This window comes from Pseudomonas spartinae (assembly GCF_965197125.1).
GTDB lineage: Bacteria > Pseudomonadota > Gammaproteobacteria > Pseudomonadales > Pseudomonadaceae > Aquipseudomonas > Aquipseudomonas composti_A.
This window is the reverse complement of sequence record NZ_CBDAMB010000012.1, coordinates 46,003-69,394: the sequence shown is the minus strand read 5'-3', so window position 1 is coordinate 69,394 and position 23,392 is coordinate 46,003. Positions and strand designations below refer to the sequence as shown.

24 protein-coding genes and 2 riboswitches are annotated in these 23,392 nt (G+C 65.7%); of the genes, 13 read left to right on the top strand and 11 right to left on the bottom strand.

Annotated elements, in window-relative coordinates:
- The first annotated feature begins 105 nt into the window (after nucleotides 1–105).
- The 13 genes from nrdR (at nucleotide 106) to ACN8M7_RS21665 (ending at nucleotide 10,347) form a co-directional block, all read left to right on the top strand.
- The gene (gene nrdR / locus ACN8M7_RS21725) at nucleotides 106–573 is read left to right on the top strand and encodes a transcriptional regulator NrdR (RefSeq protein WP_003243991.1); all 468 of its coding nucleotides are present in this window, start codon (nucleotides 106–108) and stop codon (nucleotides 571–573) included.
- On the top strand, nucleotides 570–1,688 hold the full coding sequence (gene ribD / locus ACN8M7_RS21720; protein ID WP_490262152.1) for a bifunctional diaminohydroxyphosphoribosylaminopyrimidine deaminase/5-amino-6-(5-phosphoribosylamino)uracil reductase RibD: 1,119 nt from the start codon (nucleotides 570–572) through the stop codon (nucleotides 1,686–1,688). Before nrdR ends, ribD begins: the two co-directional genes overlap by 4 nt.
- A gap of 196 nt (nucleotides 1,689–1,884) precedes the next feature.
- A riboswitch (FMN riboswitch) is annotated at nucleotides 1,885–2,039 on the top strand.
- 127 nt (nucleotides 2,040–2,166) lie between these two features.
- Nucleotides 2,167–2,829 carry a riboflavin synthase gene (locus ACN8M7_RS21715; protein ID WP_061240746.1) on the top strand — a complete coding sequence of 221 codons (663 nt, stop codon included), beginning with the start codon at nucleotides 2,167–2,169 and terminating at the stop codon, nucleotides 2,827–2,829.
- 12 nt (nucleotides 2,830–2,841) lie between these two features.
- Entirely contained in the window at nucleotides 2,842–3,921 is a 1,080-nt protein-coding gene (gene ribBA, locus ACN8M7_RS21710) for a bifunctional 3,4-dihydroxy-2-butanone-4-phosphate synthase/GTP cyclohydrolase II (protein ID WP_490262151.1), read from the top strand.
- 284 nt (nucleotides 3,922–4,205) lie between these two features.
- The gene (gene ribH / locus ACN8M7_RS21705; protein ID WP_012019761.1) at nucleotides 4,206–4,682 is read left to right on the top strand and encodes a 6,7-dimethyl-8-ribityllumazine synthase; all 477 of its coding nucleotides are present in this window, start codon (nucleotides 4,206–4,208) and stop codon (nucleotides 4,680–4,682) included.
- Nucleotides 4,679–5,158, top strand: coding sequence for a transcription antitermination factor NusB (nusB, locus tag ACN8M7_RS21700; RefSeq protein ID WP_003463208.1), 480 nt, complete (start codon nucleotides 4,679–4,681; stop codon nucleotides 5,156–5,158). Before ribH ends, nusB begins: the two co-directional genes overlap by 4 nt.
- A 149-nt stretch (nucleotides 5,159–5,307) precedes the next feature.
- Nucleotides 5,308–6,261: a thiamine-phosphate kinase gene (gene thiL / locus ACN8M7_RS21695; RefSeq protein WP_490262174.1), complete on the top strand. Its 954-nt coding sequence runs from the start codon at nucleotides 5,308–5,310 to the stop codon at nucleotides 6,259–6,261.
- 15 nt (nucleotides 6,262–6,276) lie between these two features.
- Nucleotides 6,277–6,804: a phosphatidylglycerophosphatase A family protein gene (locus ACN8M7_RS21690; RefSeq protein WP_061240749.1), complete on the top strand. Its 528-nt coding sequence runs from the start codon at nucleotides 6,277–6,279 to the stop codon at nucleotides 6,802–6,804.
- 9 nt (nucleotides 6,805–6,813) lie between these two features.
- On the top strand, nucleotides 6,814–7,548 hold the full coding sequence (locus ACN8M7_RS21685) for a substrate-binding periplasmic protein (protein ID WP_490262150.1): 735 nt from the start codon (nucleotides 6,814–6,816) through the stop codon (nucleotides 7,546–7,548).
- 18 nt (nucleotides 7,549–7,566) lie between these two features.
- The gene (locus ACN8M7_RS21680; protein WP_061240751.1) at nucleotides 7,567–8,211 is read left to right on the top strand and encodes a retropepsin-like aspartic protease family protein; all 645 of its coding nucleotides are present in this window, start codon (nucleotides 7,567–7,569) and stop codon (nucleotides 8,209–8,211) included.
- A 311-nt stretch (nucleotides 8,212–8,522) separates the two neighbouring features.
- A complete protein-coding gene (ribA, locus tag ACN8M7_RS21675) occupies nucleotides 8,523–9,143 on the top strand; it encodes a GTP cyclohydrolase II (protein WP_061240752.1) in 621 nt (206 codons plus the stop codon).
- Nucleotides 9,140–9,553, top strand: coding sequence for a hypothetical protein (locus ACN8M7_RS21670; RefSeq protein ID WP_061240753.1), 414 nt, complete (start codon nucleotides 9,140–9,142; stop codon nucleotides 9,551–9,553). The genes ribA and ACN8M7_RS21670 overlap by 4 nt, the downstream gene beginning before the upstream one ends.
- Nucleotides 9,553–10,347: a cobalamin-binding protein gene (locus ACN8M7_RS21665; protein WP_490262149.1), complete on the top strand. Its 795-nt coding sequence runs from the start codon at nucleotides 9,553–9,555 to the stop codon at nucleotides 10,345–10,347. Before ACN8M7_RS21670 ends, ACN8M7_RS21665 begins: the two co-directional genes overlap by 1 nt.
- Nucleotides 10,348–10,412: 65 nt before the next feature.
- Here the strand turns inward: ACN8M7_RS21665 and ACN8M7_RS21660 are convergent, their stop codons facing one another.
- From ACN8M7_RS21660 to ACN8M7_RS21610, 11 genes are all read right to left on the bottom strand, one after another.
- Entirely contained in the window at nucleotides 10,413–12,260 is a 1,848-nt protein-coding gene (locus tag ACN8M7_RS21660; RefSeq protein ID WP_490262148.1) for a TonB-dependent receptor domain-containing protein, read from the bottom strand.
- Between the two features lie 87 nt (nucleotides 12,261–12,347).
- A riboswitch (cobalamin riboswitch) is annotated at nucleotides 12,348–12,540 on the bottom strand.
- 72 nt (nucleotides 12,541–12,612) lie between these two features.
- Nucleotides 12,613–14,508: a 1-deoxy-D-xylulose-5-phosphate synthase gene (gene dxs, locus ACN8M7_RS21655; protein ID WP_490262147.1), complete on the bottom strand. Its 1,896-nt coding sequence runs from the start codon at nucleotides 14,506–14,508 to the stop codon at nucleotides 12,613–12,615.
- 82 nt (nucleotides 14,509–14,590) lie between these two features.
- Nucleotides 14,591–15,541, bottom strand: a complete 951-nt coding sequence (locus ACN8M7_RS21650; protein ID WP_490262146.1) for an alpha/beta fold hydrolase — start codon at nucleotides 15,539–15,541, stop codon at nucleotides 14,591–14,593.
- A gap of 10 nt (nucleotides 15,542–15,551) precedes the next feature.
- Complete coding sequence (locus tag ACN8M7_RS21645) at nucleotides 15,552–18,824, bottom strand: acetyl-CoA carboxylase family protein (protein ID WP_490262145.1); 3,273 nt, start codon at nucleotides 18,822–18,824, stop codon at nucleotides 15,552–15,554.
- Nucleotides 18,825–18,997: 173 nt separating this feature from the next.
- Nucleotides 18,998–19,885: a polyprenyl synthetase family protein gene (locus tag ACN8M7_RS21640; RefSeq protein ID WP_061240759.1), complete on the bottom strand. Its 888-nt coding sequence runs from the start codon at nucleotides 19,883–19,885 to the stop codon at nucleotides 18,998–19,000.
- Nucleotides 19,882–20,124, bottom strand: coding sequence for an exodeoxyribonuclease VII small subunit (locus ACN8M7_RS21635; protein ID WP_490262144.1), 243 nt, complete (start codon nucleotides 20,122–20,124; stop codon nucleotides 19,882–19,884). Before ACN8M7_RS21635 ends, ACN8M7_RS21640 begins: the two co-directional genes overlap by 4 nt.
- 187 nt (nucleotides 20,125–20,311) lie before the next feature.
- Nucleotides 20,312–21,082, bottom strand: coding sequence for a sulfite exporter TauE/SafE family protein (locus tag ACN8M7_RS21630; RefSeq protein ID WP_490262143.1), 771 nt, complete (start codon nucleotides 21,080–21,082; stop codon nucleotides 20,312–20,314).
- 69 nt (nucleotides 21,083–21,151) lie between these two features.
- Nucleotides 21,152–21,679, bottom strand: coding sequence for a hypothetical protein (locus tag ACN8M7_RS21625; RefSeq protein ID WP_061240762.1), 528 nt, complete (start codon nucleotides 21,677–21,679; stop codon nucleotides 21,152–21,154).
- Between the two features lie 16 nt (nucleotides 21,680–21,695).
- Nucleotides 21,696–22,217, bottom strand: coding sequence for a methylamine dehydrogenase light chain (locus tag ACN8M7_RS21620; protein ID WP_061240763.1), 522 nt, complete (start codon nucleotides 22,215–22,217; stop codon nucleotides 21,696–21,698).
- A gap of 16 nt (nucleotides 22,218–22,233) precedes the next feature.
- On the bottom strand, nucleotides 22,234–22,845 hold the full coding sequence (mauD, locus tag ACN8M7_RS21615; RefSeq protein ID WP_490262142.1) for a methylamine dehydrogenase accessory protein MauD: 612 nt from the start codon (nucleotides 22,843–22,845) through the stop codon (nucleotides 22,234–22,236).
- A gap of 3 nt (nucleotides 22,846–22,848) precedes the next feature.
- The gene (locus tag ACN8M7_RS21610) at nucleotides 22,849–23,388 is read right to left on the bottom strand and encodes a MauE/DoxX family redox-associated membrane protein (RefSeq protein ID WP_061240764.1); all 540 of its coding nucleotides are present in this window, start codon (nucleotides 23,386–23,388) and stop codon (nucleotides 22,849–22,851) included.
- Nucleotides 23,389–23,392 lie beyond the last annotated feature (4 nt).

The following is a 23,392-nucleotide window of genomic DNA, read 5'->3' as shown; positions in this document are numbered from 1 at the left end:
AGGTGCGTCCCCATAGCTTAATTTGTCTTGCTGCCTCGCCCACGTTTTTCAACGGCCTGCTATGCGCTACCATGGCGCCTTTGCCGCCAAAAGCCCGCGCCTGCCATGCATTGTCCCTTCTGCGCCGCCAACGACACCAAGGTCATCGATTCCCGTCTGGTCGCCGAGGGCGACCAGGTCCGTCGCCGCCGCGAATGCGTGGCCTGCGGTGAGCGTTTCACCACCTTCGAAACCGCCGAACTGGTGATGCCGCGCCTGATCAAGCAGGACGGCAGCCGTCAGCCCTTCGACGAAGAGAAGCTGCGTGCCGGCATGCAGCGCGCGCTGGAGAAACGTCCGGTGAGTGTCGAGCGCCTCGAGGAGGCCATCGCCCGCATCAAGCAGCAACTGCGGGCCACGGGCGAGCGCGAGGTGAAGTCGCTGGTGCTGGGCGAGTTGGTGATGACCGAACTGAGCAAGCTCGACGAGGTGGCCTACATCCGTTTCGCCTCGGTCTACCGGCGCTTCCAGGATCTCAACGAATTCCGCGAGGAAATCGAACGTCTGGCCCGCGAACCGTCGAAAAGCCGATGAGCGAGCGCGATCATTTGTTCATGGCGCGCGCCTTGCGATTGGCGCGCAAAGGCCTGTATTCCACTCATCCCAATCCGCGTGTCGGCTGCGTCATCGTGCGCGATGGGCAGATCGTCGGGGAGGGCTGGCATGCCCGTGCCGGTGAGCCGCATGCCGAGGTTCATGCCCTGCGTCAGGCTGGTGACAAGGCGCGAGGCGCCACCGCCTACGTGACGCTGGAACCCTGCAGCCATCATGGGCGTACACCGCCCTGCGCCGATGCATTGGTCGCTGCGGGTGTCAGCCGGGTGGTCGCGGCGATGCAGGATCCCAATCCGCAGGTGGCCGGCAGCGGTTTGCTGCGTCTGGCTCAGGCCGGTATCGAGGTAGCCAGTGGCGTGCTGGAAAGCGAGGCGTGTGCACTCAACGCCGGGTTCATCAAGCGCATGGAGCATGGGCTGCCGTTCGTGCGGGTCAAGCTGGCGATGAGCCTGGATGGCCGCACGGCCATGGCCAGCGGTGAGAGCCAGTGGATCACCGGGCCGGCGGCGCGCGCCGAGGTCCAGCGTCTGCGCGCGCAGGCCAGCGTGGTGCTCAGCGGCGCCGATACCGTGCTGGCCGACGATGCGCGGCTGACCGTGCGCGCCGACGAACTGGGCCTCGGCGCCGAGATGACCGAGCTGGCGCAGCGCCGGCCGCCGTTGCGGGTGCTGGTCGATGGGCGTCTGCGCGTGCCCTTGAGCAAGACTTTTTTCCAGGTCGGCCCCGCGCTGGTGGCGACCTGTGCGGCGGCTACCGCCCGTGATCGCTACCAGGAAGACGGCCATGAGCTGCTCGCGGTGCCGGGCAGCAATGGTCATGTCGACCTGCGCAAGCTGTTGCTGGAACTCGCCAGTCGTGGCGTCAACGAGGTGCTGGTGGAGGCTGGGCCGCGTCTGGCCGGCGCTTTCGCGCGTGCAGGGTTGGTGGACGAGTACCGAATCTTCATGGCGCCGAAGCTGCTGGGTTCCAGCGCGCGGGCGCTGCTCGACCTGCCGCTCAACCGCATGGCCGAGGCGCCAGAGTTGCAGATTCTCGATATTCGCGCGGTGGGCGACGACTGGCAGATCACGGCGGTGCCCAAGGCGCGCAGCTAGCCTGCATGGTCGGTAGGCGCGGATCTATCCGCGACAGGCGCTGGCGCCGCAGCCGCGAGGATCGCGAATGAAGCGCAACGCCGCCGAGATCCGGCAAGCGCATGGGTATGCGCGACCTCGCCGCAAACGGCCGGTGCCGGCAGCATGCGCCGCGATAATAAATATGGTAAAACGCCACGCGGCCCTTTGAGGGCCGCAACGTTCTCAGGGCGGGGTGCAATTCCCCACCGGCGGTGATGGTTCGCAGAGCCTAGCCCGCGAGCGCTCGCCATGGCATCTGCCATGCGAGGTCAAGCAGACCCGGTGTGATTCCGGGGCCGACGGTATAGTCCGGATAAAGAGAGAGCGGGATTCCCTCCCCGGGCGGTCTATGCCAGCCTGTGAAATCCCTATCGATCGGCATTTGCCCTGTTTTTGACCAAAACAGGAGTTCGTCCATGCTGTTCAGCACCATCTTCAACGTGAAACCGGAGGGCGCATGTTCACCGGCATAATCGAAGCCATTGGCAGTATCCGCGCCATGACGCCCAAAGGCGGCGATGTGCGTGTCTACGTGGCCACCGGCAAACTCGACCTGGGTGACGTCAAGCTCGGTGACAGTATCGCCGTCAACGGCATCTGCCTGACCGCAGTTGAGCTGCCCGGCGACGGCTTCTGGGCCGACGTCAGCCGCGAGACGCTGGCGCGCACCGCCTTCGTCGATCTCAAGCCTGGCAGCGCCGTGAACCTGGAAAAGGCCCTGACGCCGACCAGCCGCCTTGGCGGGCACCTGGTCAGCGGTCACGTCGACGGCGTCGGCGAAATCGTTTCGCGCGCCGATAACGCCCGTGCCGTGCAGTTCAAGGTGCGCGCCCCGCGCGAGTTGGCCAAGTACATTGCGCACAAGGGTTCGATCACCGTCGATGGCACCAGCCTGACCGTCAACGCGGTCGATGGCGCCGAGTTCGAGCTGACCATCGTTCCCCATACCCTTGCCGAGACCATCATGGTCGACTACCAGGCAGGGCGTAAGGTCAACCTCGAGGTCGATCTGCTGGCCCGTTATCTGGAGCGTCTGTTGCTCGGTGACAAGGCCGCCGAATCCAAGGCTTCGGGCCTCACCGAGAGCTTTCTTGCCGAACACGGCTACCTGAAGAATTGAGGAGACGCCCCGATGGCGCTCAACACCGCTGAAGAACTGATCGAAGACATCCGCGCCGGCAAGATGGTCATCCTCATGGATGACGAGGACCGTGAGAACGAAGGCGACATCATCATCGCCTCCGAATGCGTCACCGCCGAGCACATCAACTTCATGGCCCGCTTCGCCCGTGGCCTGATCTGCATGCCGATGACCCGCGAGCGCTGCGAGCTGCTCAAGCTGCCGCTGATGGCGCCGCGCAATGGCTCCGGCTTCGGCACCAAGTTCACCGTCTCCATCGAGGCGGCCGAGGGCGTGACCACCGGCATCTCCGCCGCCGACCGCGCGCGTACCGTGCAGGCCGCCGTAGGGCGCAATGCGGTAGCCGAGGATATCGTCAGCCCCGGTCACATTTTCCCGCTGATGGCCCAGCCCGGTGGCGTGCTGGCGCGTGCCGGCCATACCGAGGCAGCCTGCGACCTGGCGCGCATGGGTGGTTTCGAGCCGAGCGGGGTGATCTGCGAGATCATGAACGACGACGGCACCATGGCCCGCCGTCCGGAGCTGGAGAAGTTCGCCGAACAGCATGGCCTGAAGATCGGCACCATCGCCGACCTGATCCACTATCGCCTGATCCACGAACGCACCGTCGAGCGCATCAGCGAGCAGCCGCTGGACACCGAGCTGGGTCAGTTCAACCTGGTGACCTACCGCGATGGTGTGGAGAACACGGCGCACATGGCCCTGACCCTGGGCACCATCTGCGCCGAAGAACCGACCCTGGTACGTGTGCACAACATGGACCCGCTGCGCGACCTGTTCCTGGTCAATCAGCCTGGGCGCTGGAGCATGCGCACCGCCATGGCCGAGGTGGCCAAGGCCGGTAGCGGCGTGGTGCTGCTGCTGGGTAATCCGCTGACCGGGCCGGAGCTGCTGGCGCTGATCAGCCGCCAGCAACCGGCCAATCCGGCCACCTACAGCACCGTGGGCGCTGGTTCGCAGATTCTGCGTGACCTCGGCGTGCGCAAGATGCGCCTGATGAGCTCGCCGATGAAGTTCAACGCGATATCCGGCTTCGACCTCGAGGTTGTAGAATACCTGCCGTCTAAATAAGAAGCGGCTCGACAGAGCCGCATCTGATGACCCTCTCCCATTTATGGGAGAGGGTGCCCGAAGGGCGGGAGAGGGTGTTTTCGCGCGCACCGCATACCCTCTCCCTGCGCGGGCCGCCCCTGCCCCTCTCCCGCAAGCGGGAGAGGGGAGCTGAATCTGTAGCCCGGATGAAATCCGGGGGCGTCGGCACAATGGCCCCGGATTGCATCCGGGCTACGCTGACAAACGAATTTTATTTTCGGAGCGCACGGCGCTCCGGCTCTTTAACCCATGTGAGACCCGTCATGACCCTGAAGACCATCGAAGGTACCTTCATCGCCCCGAAGGGCAAATACGCCCTGGTGGTAGGCCGTTTCAACAGCTTCGTCGTCGAGAGCCTGGTCAGCGGCGCCATCGACGCCCTGGTGCGTCACGGCGTTAGCGAGAGCGACATCACCATCATCCGCGCCCCGGGCGCCTTCGAGATTCCGCTGGTGACCCAGAAGGTCGCCCAGCGTGGCGAATACGCGGCGATCATCGCCCTTGGCGCAGTCATTCGCGGCGGTACTCCGCACTTCGAATATGTCGCCGGCGAGTGCACCAAGGGTCTGGCTCAGGTTTCCATGGAATACGGCGTACCGGTCGCCTTTGGCGTGCTGACTGTCGACTCCATCGAACAAGCCATCGAACGTTCCGGCACCAAGGCGGGTAACAAGGGTGCCGAAGCTGCGCTGTCTGCCCTGGAAATGGTCAGCCTGCTGGCGCAGTTGGAGGCCAAGTGAGCAACTCCGGTAACGGCCAGCCGGCCAAGAAGGGCCCCAGCGGCAAGATTCTCGCACGCCGCGAGGCCCGTACTCTGGCCATGCAGGCGCTGTACTCCTGGCACATCGCCGGGCAGCCGCTGAACGAGATCGAAGCGCAGTTTCGCGTCGACAACGATTTCAGCAAGGTCGATGGCGCCTACTTCCACGAGATCCTGCACGGCGTGCCGCGGCAGAAGACCGAGCTGGACGAGGCTTTCACGCCGCTGCTCGATCGCCCGCTGGAAGAGATCGACCCGGTCGAACTGGCCATCCTGCGCCTGTCCACCTACGAGCTGAAGAACCGCGTCGACGTGCCCTACAAGGTGGTGATCAACGAAGGTATCGAGCTGGCCAAGGTGTTCGGGGCCACCGACGGACACAAGTTCGTCAACGGTATCCTCGACAAACTCGCGCCCAAGCTGCGTGCCGCCGAAGTCAACGCCAACAAACGTTGAGGCCTATGGGATGCTTGATTCACGATCTTGCGAGCTAGAGCCATGCAAGGCAAAAGCAGGCGAGGAAGCGCAGTGTGCTGTAGCACATGAGCTTTCCGAGTCTGCTTTTAACGCAGCAAGGCCGACGCGCAGCAGATCGTTGCTTGCCCGTGAATGAGTTCGAGCTGATCCGTCGCTATTTCGCCGCCGCTCTTTGTGCACAGGGCGGCGATGGCGTGGTTCGCGGTATCGGTGATGATTGCGCCCTGCTGGCGTTGCCGGCAGGTGAGCAGATGGCGGTATCCACCGACACGCTGGTTGCCGGGGTGCACTTTCCCGACGCCTGCGATGCCTTTCTTCTCGGCCAGCGTGCGCTGGCTGTCTCCGCCAGTGACCTGGCTGCCATGGGCGCCACGCCACTGGCCTTTACCCTCGCGCTGACCCTGCCGGGCGCCAGCGAGGCCTGGCTGGCCGAGTTCGCCCGGGGTTTGCAGCTGATGGCGCAGAACTGCTCATTGGCCTTGGTCGGCGGCGACACCACGCGCGGCCCGCTGAGCCTGACGCTGACCGTGTTCGGCCGCGTGCCGGCCGGGCAAGCGCTGCTGCGCAGTGGCGCGCAGGTGGGCGATCTGCTGTGCGTCGGTGGTGAGCTGGGGGATGCCGCTGGGGCCCTGCCACTGGTACTGGGGCAACGTGAAGCCGCGTCTGATGTCAGCGTCGCGTTACTGGCGCGTTACTGGTCGCCGCAGCCACAGCTCGCTCTGGGCCAGGCGCTGCGTGGCCGGGCCACGGCGGCTCTGGATATTTCCGACGGCCTGCTCGCTGACTGTGGACATATCGCCAAGGCCTCGCAGGTCGCCCTGCAAATCGAGCTGGCGCGTGTGCCGCTGTCTGCGCCCTTGCGTGCCTTTGCAGGTGAGGAACAGGCGTGGGGCTGTGCGCTGGGTGGTGGCGATGACTACCGCTTGGCCTTTACTCTACCGCCAGCTCTGCTCGACGCGGTTGTGCGTGACTGGCCCGAGGTTCGGGTTATCGGTCGCGTGCTGTCCGGCTCCGGGGTGCAGTTGCTGGACGCTGCCGGCCAGCCAATCGAAGCGCCGCGCAGCGGCTACCAACATTTCTGACAGGACGGAGTGCGTGTGACCGATCACCCCAACCAGGTTCCCGCCGAGTACGTACCGCCCTCGGTGTGGCGCAATCCCTGGCACTTCATCGCCTTCGGCTTCGGCTCCGGCACTCTGCCCAAGGCGCCGGGTACCTGGGGCTCGCTGGTGGCGCTGCCGTTCGTGCCGCTGTGGCAGATGCTTCCGGACTGGGGCTACTGGCTGCTGCTCGGGGTCACCATGCTGTTCGGCTTCTGGCTGTGCGGCAAGGTCGCCGACGACCTGCGCGTGCATGACCACGAAGGCATCGTCTGGGATGAAATGGTCGGCATGTGGATCACCCTCTGGCTGGTGCCTGAGGGGTGGGTCTGGTTGCTGCTAGGCTTTCTCATGTTTCGTCTGTTCGACATCGTCAAACCCTGGCCGATTCACTGGATCGATCGCCATGTGCACGGCGGTGTTGGCATCATGCTCGATGACATCATCGCCGGGGTCTTCGCCTGGCTGGCCATGCAGGGGCTGGTCTGGGCCTGGGCCAACTATGGAGCGGGGCTGGGGTTCTAAGGAGTGAGCATGCGCATGAGGCAAGTCTGGCTAGGCGCGCTACTGATGCTGTGCATGGTGGCCGGCGCTCAGGCCAGCAGTGAGCTGCCAGGGGAGATACGCCTGGCCAGTGAAACCTGGGAGGCTTATACCGAGGCGGACGGTACCGGCCTGGGCTGGGACGTCATGCGCAAGGTCTTCGAGCCAGCCGGCGTTCGCCTGAGCATCCACAGCGTGCCCTACACCCGCGCCATCGGGCTGGTGCAGCGTGGCGAAGCCGACGCCTGGGTCGGTGCCTATCGTGACGAAGTCGAGGAGCAGGTGTTCTACCCCAAGCATTACTATGATCGTGATCAGATCGTCGCGCTTGGCCTCAAGGACAAACCACGGCCGACCCTGAACAGCCTGGGCAAGTATCGGCTGGTCTGGGTGCGCGGCTACGGTTATCAGGAATATCTGCCGAATGTGCGCGACTACCGGGAAGTGCAGCGGCGAAACGGTATTCTCGGCATGCTCGACCTGGGACATGCGGATTTCTATATCGACGCTCGCCCCGAGGTCGAAGTCGTGCTGAGCCAGACCGACAGCCCGCAGCAGTATCGGATGACGGATCTGACGCAGTTGCCGCTCTATCTCGGCTTTGCCGATACGCCACGTGGCCATGCCCTGGCTGAGCTTTTCGACCAGCGCATGACCAAACTGATCGCCAGCGGCGAACTGCGGCCTATCTTCGCTCACTGGCGCCAGCCCTATCCCTTCGACTGAGCCGGGAGGCCGTCACACATGCAGCTTCGTCACTGTCTCGCCGTGCTGGCGCTGTTGTGCTCGAGCCCTTCATGGGCCGCGTCTCAGGTTCAGGTGGTCGGCCTGTTTCCGGGGGCGGCGGTGATCAATGTCGACGGCCAGCGCAAGCTGGTTCGCGTGGGGGCCACCGGCCCTGGCGGCGTGCAGGTGGTCAGCGTCGACAAGCAGGGCGCGGTACTGCGTGTCGAGGGTGTCGATCGCGCCTATCCCTTGAGTCGTGAGTACAGCGCCGGTTTTGCCGAGCCGCAGAAGAAGCGCCTGAGCATCGCCAAGGGTATTGGCGGCCACTACTGGGTCGCGGGTTCGGTGAACGGTCAGACCGTGCAGTTTCTGGTCGATACCGGCGCCACCTCGGTCGCGCTCAACGATGCGCATGCCCGGCGCCTGGGCATCGATTACCGGGTCACGGGGCGGCCGCTGCAGGTCAGTACCGCCAGTGGCGTCACCCGTGGCTGGCGGGTGACGCTCGACCGGGTCAAGGTGGGCGATCTGGAAGTGCTTGGCGTCGATGCCGTGGTGCTCGAGGGCGGCGCGCCAAGCGATGCGCTGCTGGGCATGAGCTTTCTCGGTCGGGTTGGCTGGCGCGAGGAGCAGGGCATGCTGGTGCTCGAATCCAAGATTTGAGCGTCAGGCCAAAGTCTGCTGCGTTTCGCTTCTGACGCGTTAGATACAGGCCCAGCAGGCCGTGTGCGGCCAACCCGTTTTAGCGAGACCCCAGCCGGGCGCGCGAAGCGAGTACTGCTCATGCAGTCAGTAGATTCCGCTTCCTTGCCTGTTTCTGCCTGGCACTGCTCTGGCCCGCGAGACTTTGAAGCGACTCTGATCGTGCTTATTGACGGTTTCGATACTGATGATCGGCAATTCTGACTGACCCGCCAGCGGGGGCTGCTGATACAATGCCGGCCCTGTTTCGTACTCATTGCTAGGAGTATTCGGTGTCCGTCGTGTTCGTCGCCGCCTCCCAACTGCCTACACCCTTCGGTGTGTTCACCATGCATGGCTTCCTCGATGAGGCCACCGGCAAGGAACACGTCGCCCTGACCTTCGGCAACGTCGCCGATGGTGCCCCGGTGCTCGGTCGCCTGCACTCCGAATGCCTGACCGGCGACGCCCTGTTCAGCCTGCGCTGCGACTGTGGCGCCCAGCTGCAGGCTGCGCTGCAGGCCATCGCCAACGAAGGCCGTGGCGTGCTGCTGTACCTGCGTCAGGAGGGCCGAGGCATTGGCCTGCTGAACAAGATCCGCGCTTACGAGCTGCAGGATGGCGGCGCCGATACCGTGGAGGCCAACGAGCGCCTGGGCTTCGGTGCCGACCAGCGTGACTACGCCATCTGCCTACCGATGCTCGAACACCTGGGCGTGCAAAGCCTCAAGCTGATGACCAACAACCCGCGCAAGGTCAAGGCCCTGGGTGACATGGGCATCACCGTGGATCATCGCGTGCCGCTGCAGATCGCACACAATCCCTACAACAAGCGTTACCTGGCCACCAAGGCCGGCAAGCTCGGCCATATGCTGGGCAACCAGCATCAGGGCGAGACCGAGGAAAGCCTGTGACCCGAGGCCAGGTGAAACGTCGGCTGGCGCTGCTCTGGTGGCGTCATCTGGGCGTGGCCCTGGCGCCATTGCTGGTCTTCAACCTGCTGTTCGGCGGTGGTGCCCACACGGTCTTGAGCATGCCGATGTTCATTGCCGGCCTGGCCTCGATGTTCGTCAGCCTGCCGCTGTTTTCTGCATACAAGCATGCTCTGATCGCCACGCAGAACGCGCTCGACAGCGATCAGGAGCCGGCCGCCTGGCTGGAACTCGATCGCGTCCGCCTGCGTGCTCTGCTTGGCGCAGCGCTACCGGCCTGGATCGCCGCCCTGGCAGTGTTGGCCGGCCTTGAAGCGATTCCCCTGGTGTTGTTGGCGCTGTCGTCCATCGTGCTGCACAGCCTCTACCGTATTCCCCGTCAGTTGGGCTGATGCGCGCGCTGCTCTTCGCGCTTTGCCTGCTGGCGCTGCCGCTGGCTGCGGCCGAGCGGGTGATCAGCCTGGCGCCCTCGCTCAGTGAAATCATGCTCGACCTGGATGCTGCCGACCTGCTGGTCGGCGTGCTCGAAAGTGATGAGCGTCCGCCTGCGCTGGCGCATCTTCCCACCGTCGGGCGCTATGGCCAGCTGGAGTTCGAGCGACTGTTGCAGCTGGCGCCGGATCTGATCCTTATCGCACCCGGCAGCGTGCCGCCGGCGCAGCAGGCGCAGTTGCAGCGTTTCGGCATCGACCTGCTGATCATCCAGCCGCAGCGCCTCGATCAACTTGGCGAGGCCTTCGTGCGCATTGGCCAGCGCATTGGTCGGGCAGAGCAGGGCGAGCGCCTGGCCGCCGAGTATCGGGCCGAACTGACCGCGCTGCGCCAGCGCTATCGGCGTGAGCAGCCGCTGAAGGTGTTCTATCAGATCTGGCACCAACCGCTTTACACCATCGGCGGTGAGCAGCTGATCGGCGACGCCTTGCACGTCTGCGGAGCGCGCAACCTGTTCGCCGACCTGCCGCAACCGGCGCCGCAGGTCAGCGTGGAGGCGGTGCTGGCGCGTGACCCGGACGTGATTCTGGGTGGCAGCAATGCCGAACTGAGCGCCTGGCAAGCCTGGCCGCAGGTGCATGCCGTGCGCTTGGGACAGGTCTGGGCTGTGCCGGACAAGGGCCTGGAGCGGCCCAGCCGGCAGATGCTCGGGGCCATCCAGAAGCTCTGCGAGCGGATGGCGGGGGCACGGTAGCCCTTCTCAGGCGACGCGCCCGGGGCGCCCTACAGCGGTCGTAGGATGCGCCGTACGCGCCAAGGTCAGAGTTGCGGCGTCCAGGTTACGGCGAAAAGCGCGGTACGCCCGGCGCTGTTGTAGCCGAAACGGCCATTGGCTGTGCTGTAGGTCGCTTCTGCGTAATCCTTGTCCAGCAGATTATCCAGCTTCAGGCTCAGCCCCAGTTCCTCATTGGCCTGCCAGGCGGCGCGCAGGCTTAGCAGACCGTAGCCGCTCATTTCGATCTCGTTGTCGGCATCGTCGTAGCGGCCACTGATTGCACGCCAGCCTGCGCCCACCGACACATCGCCAAAGCGGCGGTCGAGGTCCAGGTTCAACGTGCGTTTGGCGCGGCGTTGCAGGGTATGGCCGTTGGCGCGGTCACGCGGGTCGGTCAGGGCTAGAGCGAGACTGCTCTGCCAACCGAACAGTTCCTGCTGTACGGCAGCTTCGAAGCCATGAATCCGGGCTGTCTGGACGTTCTGTGGAATGAAGTTCTGATCCAGGACGATGGCGTCCTCGATATCAGTTCGATACACGGAAGCCTGCAACGATCCTGTGTTGCTGTAGCGGCTGCGCCATTGCAGCTCGTAGCTCTTGGAGCGTTCCGGCGCGAGGTCGGGGTTGCCGTACCACTGATCGTAGAGATCGTTGAAGGTCGGCGCTCGGAAACCTTCGCTGTACGACAGAATCAGGTCGTTGGCACTGTTAAGAGGTAGGGTCAGTGCCGCGTTCCAGGTGTTTTCGCTGCCGAACTGCTGGTTATCGTCGTGGCGCAATCCCAGCTCGGTCGAGAAGGTGTCGCCGGTGTAACGGTGTTGCACGAAGGCCGCACGGTTCCAGCGTGAATCCTCCGCGAAGTCCGCGCTGCTTTGCAGGCGATCCTCATACCAGTCGGCGCCAGTCAGAATTTGCTGGTGGTCGGTGAGGGTCAGGGTATTCACCCAGCTCGCCGAGTCGCGATAGGTGGTGTACGTAAAGAATGAATAGTCTGGCGCTGCCGGTGAGTCATCACCCGTGTCGCGCTGGTCTTTGCTGTGACCCATTTCCAGGCGGCTGCTCCAGCGCTCGTTGAGGCGGCCGTCGATGAACCCGGAAAGGCTGCTGACCTGGAAGTCCGTTGTCGGCAGCAGGCCGGTAAAGACATCGTCGTACTCCACCTGGCCACGCTGATCGAGAGCACTGAGCCCGACCTGCAGATCGTCATTGAATCGGTGCGACAGATTCAGGCTGAGCGAGCGGTTGCGGTAGGCATCGTCGTCGCCATTGGCGCCGAAACCGTCTCGAGTGGCGTCGATGCCGGCGGTCTCGTCCAGGGCTGCGCCCAGATGAAAACGGGTGCGCTCGTCGCCGCCGGAGAGACCGAGGCTGCGCTGGTAGGTGCTGTCACTGCCAGCCGCCAGGCGCGCGTAAGGCTTGAGGCCCTGGCCATCGGCCTGGCGGGTGAATATCTGAATCACGCCGCCAATGGCGTCCGAACCATAGAGTGCCGAACGCGCTCCACGTACTACCTCGATACGCTCGATCTGCTCCGGGGCAAGGAACTCCAGGCTGCTGGTGCCACTGGAGGCCGCCGCGATACGTTGGCCGTCGACCAGCACCAGGGTTTGTGCTGTGCTGGTACCGCGCAGGAAAACGCCCGTCTGGCTGCCAGCACCACCGGTGCGGACGATGCTGAGACCTGGCACACGCTCCAGCAACTCGGCGACGCTGCTGACCTGCAGACGCTCGATATCGTCCCGCTCGAACACGGTCGTGGCCGCAGTGGTCTGCGCTTGCGGTTCGGCCAGGCGTCCGGAGGTGACGATCAGCGGCTCGGCGACATAGGGCTCGGCGGCCAGCGAAAGACCAGGCATGACGGCGATGGCCAGAGCCAGACGGGACAGTTTCATTCTCTTTCCTCAACGGTCGGCAGACGTTCGAGGAGGGTAGACGCAAGCGCAGGCAGGGCAGCGCTTGACCGTGTCGCCCTCCGCAACACCAGTCGCACCGCCTTGGCCGGTCTCCGGGCTGTCGACCCGCGTCCGCCTTCCCAGGCTGGGCCCAGTGGCTGTTGGACGCGGCGCAAGCTCAGCGCTTGCCATCGATTACCGTTGCGGGGGCAGCGTCGGCATCGCACCGACTTCCCGTTTAACGCCGCTTGCGCAGCGCACCCTGGCGGAACATGAATGGCGCGCACCTTAGTGCGCGCGCATATGAATCACAAGCAAGCGCCGCTCATTTAGCGATGAGCGGGCTTCATGCTCAGGCCTGCAGGAGGGCGAGGCGCTCACGTACGGCGCGTTCGATACCGGCGTCGTCCAGGCCGCATTCGGCGAGCATCTGGCTCGGCTTGGCGTGTTCGACGTAGTAGTCCGGCAGACCCAGGTGCAGCATCGCTACCTGGCGGTTCTCGGCGGCGAAGAATTCGCTGACCGCACTGCCGGCGCCGCCCATGATGCTGTTTTCCTCGATGGTCACCAGCAGCGCGTGGCTGCTTGCCAGTTCGCGCAGCAGGGCTTCGTCCAGTGGTTTGACGAAGCGCATGTCGACCACCGTGGCGTCCAGGGTTTCACCGACGCGCAGGGCTTCGGCCAGTTGCACGCCGAAGGCCAGCAGGGCGACGCCCTTGCCTTGGCGGCGCACCACTGCCTTGCCGATCTCCAGCGGCGCCAGGCCAGCATCGAGCGGCGCGTTGGGGCCGGTGCCGCGCGGGTAGCGCACGGCGGCCGGGCCGTCGAACAGGTGGCCGGTGGTGAGCATGCGGCGCAGCTCGTTCTCGTCGCTCGGGGTCATCACCAGCATGCCGGGGATGCAGCGCAGGTAGGAGAGGTCGAAGCTGCCGGCGTGGGTCGGGCCGTCTTCGCCGACCAGGCCGGCGCGGTCGATGGCGAACAGCACGTCGAGGTGCTGCACGGCCACGTCGTGAATCAGTTGGTCATAGGCGCGCTGGAGGAAGGTGGAGTAGATCGCTACCACTGGCTTGGCGCCTTCGCAGGCCATGCCGGCGGCCAGGGTTACGGCGTGCTGCTCGGCAATCGCCACGTCGAAGTAACGATCGGGAAAGCGCTCGCTGAAGGCCACCAGATCGGAGCCTTCCTTCATCGCCGGGGTGATGCCGACCAGGCGGTTGTCGGCGGCGGCCATGTCGCATAGCCACTGGCCGAACACGTTGGAGTATTTCGGGCCGCTTGGCTTCTTCGGCGCGGCGACCGGGGTCACCGGTTCCAGCTTGGTGATGGCGTGATAGCCGATGGGGTCGGCCTCGGCCGGGGCGAAGCCCTTGCCCTTCTTGGTCACCACATGCAGGAACTGCGGGCCATCGAGGTCGCGCATATTGCGCAGGGTGGCCAGCAGCGTGGGCAGGTCGTGGCCGTCGATGGGGCCGACGTAGTTCCAGCCCAGTTCCTCGAACAGGGTGCCGGGCACCAGCATGCCCTTGGCGTGTTCCTCGACCTTGCGCGCGATTTCCCAGGCGCCGGGCAGGCGCGAGAGGATCTTCTTGCTGCCCTCGCGCATGCTGGCGTAGGTGCGGCTGGAGATGATCTTGGCCAGGTAGTTGGACAGGCCGCCGACATTCTTGGAGATCGACATGTCGTTGTCGTTGAGGATCACCAGCATGTTGGCGCCGACATCGGTGGCGTGGTTGAGCGCCTCGAAGGCCATGCCGGCGGTCAGTGCGCCGTCGCCGATCACCGCTACGCTCTTGCGCTTCTCGCCCTTCAGACGGGCGGCGATGGCCATGCCCAGTGCCGCGCTGATGCTGGTGCTGGAGTGGCCGACGCCGAAGGTGTCGTACTCGCTCTCGCCGCGCCGTGGGAAGGCGGCCAGGCCGTCCTTCTGGCGCAGGCTGCCCATGCGCTCACGGCGGCCGGTGAGGATCTTGTGCGGGTAGGCCTGATGGCCGACGTCCCACACCAGGCGGTCATCGGGGGTGTCGAAGACGTAGTGCAGGGCGATGGTCAGCTCGATCACGCCGAGGCCGGCACCGAAGTGCCCGCCGCTCTGGCCAACGCTGTAGAGCAGGTATTGGCGCAGTTCGTCAGCGAGGGTTTCCAGGTCCGCTTCGGCCAGGCGGCGCAGTTCGTCCGGCGTGTTGGCGCTGTCGAGCAGCGGCGTCAACGGGCGCTCGCGGGGGATCTCGTGGAAAGTGGTCGGCATCAGGCGAATCGTTATAGGCGTAAAAGATGCGGCAGTTTACCTGATGCCAGGAAAACAGCCCAATCTGCTATCCATTTCGCCGTCAACGGTAGTGCCTGAGCAGGAAGTCCAGCAGCAGGGCGCTGACCCGCTCGCTGCATTCGGCCTGCAGCCAGTGGCCGGCGCCGGGTAGATCGTGGCGTTCCAGGCGCGGCACCTGGTCGGCCATGCGCTTGAGTGTCGGCGCCTCGAAGCGGCCGACCGGGTCGTTCTCTCCAAGCAGGAACAGCGTCGGCTGCGCCACCTGCAGCCCGGCCAGGGGTTCAGTGCGCTGCCAGTTGCGCTCGAAATTGCGGTACCAGTTCAGCGCGCCGCGAAAACCGTGGCGCTCGAAGGTGCGCAGGTAGTGGGCGAAGGTCGCTTCGCTGCACCAGGGCGGCGGCGGCAGGTCGTCCGGCATGCCGTCGAACAGCCGCGCATCGGCCGGCTTGTCCGTCGCCAGCAGGGCATCGCCGAGGCCGCCGAGCAGCAGGCGCAGGCTGCGGCCGATGTCTTCGTCCAGTTCCGCCTCGGCCAGCCCCGGCTGCTGAAAGTAGAGGATGTAATGAAAACGCCCGGCGTAGGCTTCGCGCATCATGTCGATGGCCGGTCGCTTAGGCCGGCCGCCGAAGGGCACCGACAGCGCACCGAGCGCCTTGACCCGCTGCGGTTCCAGCAGCGCCAGGTGCCAGGCCACCGGCGCGCCCCAGTCATGGCCGACCACCGCCACCTCGCGCTGGCCGAGCATGTCCATGGCGGCCTGAATATCGCCGCACAGGGTGATCAGGTCATAGGCCTCCGGATCAGACGGCGCGCTGCTGGCACCATAGCCGCGCATTTCCGGGGCCAGCACGCGGTAGCCGGCGGCGGCCAGCGCCTCGATCTGCGGATGCCAGGCGTACCAGCATTCGGGAAAGCCATGCAGCAGCCACACCGGCTTGCCGTGCTCGGGGCCGGCGCTGTACAGGCTGAGTTCGATGCCGTTGACGGCGAGCAGGCGGTGATCGATAGGCATGGAGATGTCCTTACCAGGTGTCGACGAATGGACGTTTCTTGCCGTCGCGCCGTGGCGGACGCGGCGCCGCATTGAGACCGCGCAGCAGCCAGGCGCGGCTGTCGGCCGGGTCGATCACGGCGTCGATCTCAAGATAGCTGGCCATGTTCAGTGCCTTGCCGTTGTCGTAGGCCTTGGCCACCAGCTTGTCGAACAGCGCCTGGCGTGCGGCCTCGTCCGGCTGGGCTGCCAGTTCCTTGGCAAAACCCAGGCGCACTGCACCTTCCAGGCCCATGGCGCCGAATTCGCCGCTGGGCCAGGCGGCAGTGAACAGCGGCGAATGGAAGCTGCCGGCGGCCATGGCCTGGGCACCGAGACCGTAACCCTTGCGCAGTACCAGGGTGAAGAACGGCACCGTAAGGCTGGCGGCGGTGACGAACAGGCGCGAAACGTGGCGCACCGTGGCCTGCTTCTCCGCCTCCGGCCCGACCATGAAACCGGGGGTGTCGCACAGCGAGACGATGGGCAGGTCATGCGCCTCGCACAGTTGCAGGAAGCGTGCGGCCTTGTCGCTAGCCACGGCATCGATGGCGCCGCCCAGGTGCGCGGGGTTGTTGGCAATCAGGCCGAACGGCTTGCCTTCTATGCGGATCAGCGCGGTGATCAGGCCGGGGGCGAACTGGCGGCGCAGTTCCAGCACGCTGCCGTGATCGGCCAGCAGTTCGATCACCTTGCGGATGTCGTACACGCGCAGGCGGTTTTCCGGGATCACCTGGCGCAGCTCGCGGCTATCGCTGCACTGCCAGTCGCTCACCGGGCCCTGGAAATACCCCAGGTACTGCTTGGCCACGGTGACCGCCTCGGCTTCGTCCTCCACCAGCACGTCGATCACCCCATTGGGGCCTTGCACGTCGGTCGGGCCGACCTGCTCGGGGGTGAAACTGCCGAGGCCGCCGCCTTCGATCATCGCCGGGCCGGCCATGCCGATAGTCGCGTTACGAGTGGCGATGATCACGTCGCAGCAGCCGAGCAGCGCGGCGTTGCCGGCGAAGCAGCGACCGGAAACCACGCCCACCGTCGGCACCAGGCCGGAGAGTTTGGCCATGGCGACGAAGGTGTGGCAGTCCAGCCCGGCTACGCCGACGAAGTCGGTATCGCCCGGTCGGCCGCCGCCGCCCTCGGCGAACAGCACCACCGGCAGGCGCCATTGCTCGGCCAGGGCCAGCATGCGGTCGGTCTTCTTGTGGTTCATCACGCCCTGGGTGCCGGCGAATACCGTGTAGTCGTAGGCGATGGCCATGCAGCGTGCGGCCTCACTGCCGAAACTCGCGGCGTTCACTGTGCCGATAGCGGCGACCAGGCCGTCGGCCGGGCTCAGCTCCAGCAGTTCCTCGGGCGAGCGTCGTCGGCGCTGGGCGGCCAGAGCCATGGCGCCGTATTCGATAAAGCTGTCTGCATCGAGCAAGTCGGTCAGGTTTTCCCGCACGGTGCGCTGGCCGGTCTTGCGGCGCTTGGCAACGGCTTCGGGGCGGCGCGCATCGGTCAGGCGAGCGTGGCGTTCGAGCACCTCTGCCAGGTCGGCGCGGATATGCGCCAGGTCGAGCGCCTGCTCGCCGTGCTCGGCGAGGCCATCGACCTCGGCCGGCTGCAGGAACGCCAGCGCCTGGCCCTCGACTATGGTGTCACCGGGGGCCACGGCCAGCGCGTGGACGATACCGCTGTGCTCGGCCTTGACCTCGAACTCCATCTTCATCGCCTCCAGCACGGCGATGGTCTGGCCGGCGGCCACGGCATCACCCTGGGCCAGCGCCAGGCTGACCAGCACGCCGGCGCAAGGGGCGCTCAGAGTCAGCGTGCCAGGCGGTGCTTCGACAGTGGCATCGGCGCTGTGCAGCGCGGCGTCAGCGGCGAAATAACGGTGCGGGTGGGCCTGCTCGCGCGCCGCCAGCAGATCGCTCAGGTGGCGCTCGACATAGGTGGTGTCGACCCGGTGGGCGATCACCGCCTCGCATTGCAGCAGGTTCTGCAGCAGGTGCAGGTTGCTCGCCACGCCTTCGAGGCGAAATTCGCACAGCCCCCGGTAGGCACGGCGCAGGGCGCCGGGGTAGTCGCTGGCGCTGGCGATCAGCTTGGCCACCAGCGAGTCGTAGGCCGGGCTGACGGCGTAGCCGGCATAGCCACAACCATCCACACGCAGGCCCGGGCCGGACGGTGGCTGGTAGGCGCTGAGCACGCCAGCGGCCGGGCGCGCGCTGCCGTCGGCTAGCAAGGTTTCCAGATTCAGGCGCACCTGCACGGCGTAGCCATTGGGCGCTGGCGGCGTGAGCAGGTTCAGCTCGGCCAGGCTTTTGCCAGCGGCCAGGTGCAGTTGTGTGTGCAGCAGGTCGACGCCGCTGATCTGTTCGGTGACGGTGTGCTCCACCTGCACACGCGGGTTGGCTTCCATGAAGTAGAAGCGCCCTGGTTGGTCGAGGTCGAGCAGGAACTCGAAGGTGCCGATGCCGCGATACTGCACCTCGGCGGCCAGGCGCAGGGCGCTGGCGATGATGGCATCACGGGTAGCCACATCCAGATCGGGACTGGGGGCGACTTCCACCAGCTTCTGGTGGCGGCGCTGCAGGCTGCAGTCGCGTTCCCACAGGTGGCTGACCGCGCCGCTGCCGTCGCCGAGCACCTGCACTTCGATATGCCGGGCGCGGCGCACGCGCTTCTCCACGTACAGCGCGCCACTGCCGAAGGCGCCCTGGGCTTCGGAGGTACAGCGGGCGAAGGCCTCGGCCAGTTGCGCCGGATCGTCCACCGCACGCATGCCGCGTCCGCCGCCGCCGGCCAGGGCCTTGAGCATCACGCTGCCGTGCTCGCGCAAGAAGGCATCGGCCTGTTCCCGCGTGATGGCGTGATTGAGACCCGGCACCAGCGCCACGTCGCAGCGCTGAGCGAGTTCGCGGGCGGCGGCCTTGTCGCCGAACAGTTGCAGCGTCTCGGGCGTAGGGCCGACGAAGGTCAGCCCGGCAGCCTGGCAGCGGCGAGCGAACTCGGCGTTCTCGGCGAGAAAACCGTAGCCGGGGTGGATGGCCGTGCAGCCCTGTTCGCGGGCGATGGCGATCAGCTGATCCATATCCAGATAGGCTGCGACGCCACGTCCTGCGAGCGGCAATGCCAGATCCGCCTTGCGCGTGTGCAGGCAGGCGCTGTCATCCGCGGCGAATACCGCAACGCTACGGATACCAAGGTCGGCGCAGGCCTGGGCGATGCGGATGGCGATCTCGCCACGGTTGGCGATCAGCAGGGCGGGGAAGGGCATGGCGGCTCCGGACGTCTTGTCGTTATGGAGCCATCTTAGGAGGTTGGTGGCCGGGGTAAAGCAAGCCTTATACGGCGATCATGCAGTCATAGATGACAATGATGGGCAGGCGGCTAGCGCGGCTGAAGCCGCTCCTACAAGAGCGGCCTGGCAGGTAGTTGTTCAACAGGCTGCTAGCTGCGCCGCTCGACGATATAGCGCGCCAGCTCGCGCAGCGGTTCGGCGCTGTTGCCGAACGGGCGCAGCATGTGCAGGGCCTGGTCGCGCAGCTCCAGGGCATAGTCCTTGGCCGCACTGAGGCCGAGCAGGGCCGGGTAGGTGGGCTTGTCGTGGGCTTCGTCCTTGCCCTGAGTCTTGCCCAGGGTCGCGGTGTCACTTTCCACGTCGAGGATGTCGTCCTGCACCTGAAAGGCCAGGCCGATGGCCCGGGCGTACTGCAGCAGGGCCTTGTGCGTCAGTTCGTCGGCGTTGCCGCTGGCCAGGGCGCCGAGTGCCACGCTGGCCTCGATCAGTGCGCCGGTCTTGTGCCGGTGCATGATCTCCAGCGCTTGCTGGTCGAGTCGCACGCCGACCGAGCCGAGGTCGATGGCCTGACCGCCGACCATGCCTGCAGGGCCTGCGGCCTGGCTCAGGATTTCGATCATCTGCAGGCGCGTCTCGGCATCCTGCGGGTTGCGCCGGCGATCGGCGAGTGCGCCGAAGGCCAGACTTTGCAGGGCATCGCCGGCGAGGATGGCGCTGGCTTCGTCGAACGCCTTGTGGGTGGTCGGCTGGCCGCGACGCAGGTCGTCGTCGTCCATCGCCGGCAGGTCGTCATGCACCAGCGAATAGGCATGGATCAGCTCCACCGCGCAGGCGGCGCCGTCGGCTCGTTCGATATCGCCCTCAAGCGCTTCGCAGGCGGCGTAGACCAGCAGCGGGCGCACGCGCTTGCCACCGTTCATGACGCTGTAGCGCATGGCCTGGTAGAGACGTTCGAGTTCGCTGCGCGGCGCTTGAAACAGCTCCTCCAGGGCGCCGTCGACGCGGCTCTGGCAGCGTTTCTGGTACGCCGCGATCATGCCGATTCGTCCGTGTCGAAGGGCGCAGCCTGCAACTCGCCGTCGCGCTCCAGCAGGATCTGCACCTTCTGTTCGGCCTGGGCCAGGGCGGCCTGGCATTCTCGGGTCAGGCCGATGCCTTGCTCGAAGGCGGTCAGCGAGTCCTCCAGCGACAGCTCGCCGCTCTCCATGCGTTCGACCAGAGTCTGCAACTCGGCGAGGGAGTGTTCGAAGTCGGGGGCGGCTTTCTTGCGGGCCATGGCGCGGGTTCTCGCTGATTCTGGAACGGTCGCGACACTAGCAGAGCCGCGCCGTACGGGCAAATCAGCGGGCTGATCGATAGGCGCTTGCAGGAGCGGCTGGGCGGCATTGCGTTTTATCCGCGATGCTGTCCAGGCACCCACCGGCCATCGCGGCTGAAGCCGCTCCTACAAAGGCGTCGCTTTATTACGCAGAGAAGTAGGTACTCCAGAAGTAATAGAGCGTCATCGAACTACCCACGATGATCACGAAGCTGCGCAGCAGCGCCGGTGGCAGCTTCTCGCCCAGGGCGCCGCCGGCATAGCCGCCGAGCGTGGCGCCGGTGAGCAGGATGACCAGCTCGTACCAGCTGACCCGCCCAGCGATGACGAAGGTCAGCGTGGCGATGCTGTAGATCACCGCCGAGATCAGATTCTTCAGGGCGTTGGCGCGGGCCAGCGGGTGACCTTCGATGGAGAACGCGGCGAGCTGCAGGATGCCCATGCCGGCGCCGAAGTAGCCGCCATAGATCGACACACCGATGTGCGCGCCCAACGACAGCGGCGTGTGCGGTGGGTGCTCGGCCTCCCTGCGCCGTGCGGCCAGCCAGCGCCCCAGCCAGGGACTGGCGGCGAACAACGCGGTGGCGGCCAGCAATAGCCAGGGAATCAGCACGCGGAACACGTCGTCGCCGCCAGCCAGCAGCAACAGGCCACCGAGCAAACCGCCCGCCAGACCAGCGAACAACAGGGGCAGCAGATAACGGCCGAGTGGTCGCAGCGAAGCGCGTGCGGCCCAGGCCCCAGCCAGGCTGGCCGGCCACAGTGCCACGGCGTTGGTGGCATTGGCCGTCACCGGCGGCAGACCGGTAGCGAGCAGGGCAGGGAAGGAGAAGAAGGTGCCGCCGCCAGCCAGGGCGTTCATGCCCCCGGCGGCGAAACCGGCGAGGGCCAACAGCAGCAGATCGGACAGAGTCATCGGGCAGGCTCGCACTAAAAGAGTGCAGCATAAGAGCTGGCGCCTCATGCAGCCAGCCCGACCAATGGCTCAGGGGGTTTTGTCGCTCATACCATCATCGATAACGATGCCTTGCTCGCGCATCTGCTCGATCAGGTGTGCGCGGGTGTCAGGAAGGTTGAGCATGCTCACCTTGCGCAGACGGGCGACTTCGTTCTCGCTGTAGGGCTGGTAGTGCTCCGGCATGCTGGCACCCGCCATACCGTTCTTGTCCAGCAACCAGTTGAGCAGGTCGGCCAGCTGCGCATTGTTGAGCGCCGATTGCGACATGCCGGGCACGCGCACCAGGAACTCGCGCCCGCCCTCGACCTTGAGGAAGTTGCCGACGAAGTCCTTCATCTTCGGCGTGTCGTTGATCTTCGAGCCGGTGCCATCGCCCAGATGACAGCCGGCGCACTGCAACTGGTAGTTGACCGGTGTGCTGTAGCCGGCCTGGGCAATCGGCGTTTGTGGCGACTCGTTGCCCGGCGCGTGTTTCTGGTTGGGATCGGGGATCGCCCGAGCCATGGCCAGGGGGGCGACCATGGCGCAGGCCAGTCCGATGATGAGCTTACGCATGCTGGCCCCCTTTTTCTCAGATCGCGACGCCGCGGATGACGGCGATGGTGCAGTTGTAGATGTTCGACTTGGCGGCCAGGCACCAGTTGATGTCGTTGTTGTTGAAGGGGCGATACAGCGGTTCCTCGCTGTCGTTGCGGGTACAGGCGCACTGGGTGCAACTGTGCTTACCGCAGCAGTCGTTGTAGGAAATGATGTAGTCCTTGCCATCGCCCGGGTTGCGGCAGGTGCCGATCCAGCTGACCTGCGATACCTCGGTGCCCGGTGGGCAAGAGGTGACGGAGCCGCCGCAGCAGCTGCAGAGGAAGCCGTCGATGGAGCAGTAGCGCCAGTAGTCGCAGCTATTGGGGTCGCCCGGATCACCGGCCTTGGGCGCTTCGGCGGCCAGGGCCTTGCTGGTGCGGTCGATGGGCAGCAGCAGGGGCAGGGCGGCGCCGGCGACCATCAGCGAGCCGAGGCGACCGAGGAAGTTGCGCCGCGAGGTGGTGTCGGCCACGTGGCGAGTGGAGCGTTCGAACAAGCGATCTAGCAATTTCATGTCAGGGCTCCCTGGCTCAGTGGTTGTGCGCGCCGTGGGCGGGCTGGCTGTTGTGCAGGTACTGCTGGAGGGTGGCGCTGCCCAGGTGCTCGGTCTCGAACAGGCTGTCGAGGTGCTCGCGGGAGTTGACCAGGCCCTTGGCGCGCAGCACGCCGGCGTTATCGATCAGGGCGGCGTAGGGCAGCTTGCCGATCTGGTAGGTCATGCCCACTTCCGGGCCGACCACGTAAGTGGCGTCTTCGAGCTTGTGCTCGGCGATCAGCGCCTTTTGCGCGTCCATGTCACCGTCGCTGACGTAGATCACGTCGAGGCGATGAGCCTGCTCCTTGGCGATGGATTTGATCGACGGCAGCAGCGACTTGCAGATCGGGCAGGTGGGCGAGAGGAAGAACAGCAATTGCGCCTTCTCGCCGGCGTAGCCGAAGTTCACCGGGCGACCACTGCGGTCGGCGGCAGTCACTTGCGGGGCAGGCTCGTTGACGGCCACGCCCTTGTCGACCATCAGCGCGCCAGCGGGCGCCAGGCGGCCATGCAGCACGCCGATCTGGCGTACCAGGCCCATGACGGCGAAGGCCAGAGCGATCAGCAGGCACCACAACAGGATGTTAGAAACGATCATAGCTTCCATGATTCACCTTCCGATGAGTTTGAGCAGACGGGGGCTGTTGGCCAGCAGGCCATCAGCGGTGGCGTAGATGAGCAGGGCCACGGCACTGGCGGCGATGGCGACGAAGCCATCGAACAGGCCCAGGTCGCGGCTCTGTGGGGCAACACTGGCGACCAATGCCAGGCTTACCAGTACGGCGTTGCGTGCCAGCAACAGCGGACGGATCGGCTGATCCTGCTGCGGCCCGGCGCAACCGCAATCGATGTCGCGACGACCGCGCCACAGGTTGATGGCGATGGCCAGCGCGTAACTGGCCAGCAGGGCGGCGGCGCCGAGTGCGGCGAAATGGCGAGCCATCGGCACCAGCAGGGTGAAGGCCAATACCGCTTCGAGCCACGGCAGCATGCGGGCGACGGGGCGCACCAGCGCTTGTGGCAGCAGCTGATAGTTTTCCAGCTGACTGGCGAAGCGGGCTGGCGCGCGCAACTTGTGGGTCGCGGCGCTGGCCAGGATCACCGCCACCGTGATGGCGGCGGCTATGACGAAGATCGGATCAGGTTGCATGACG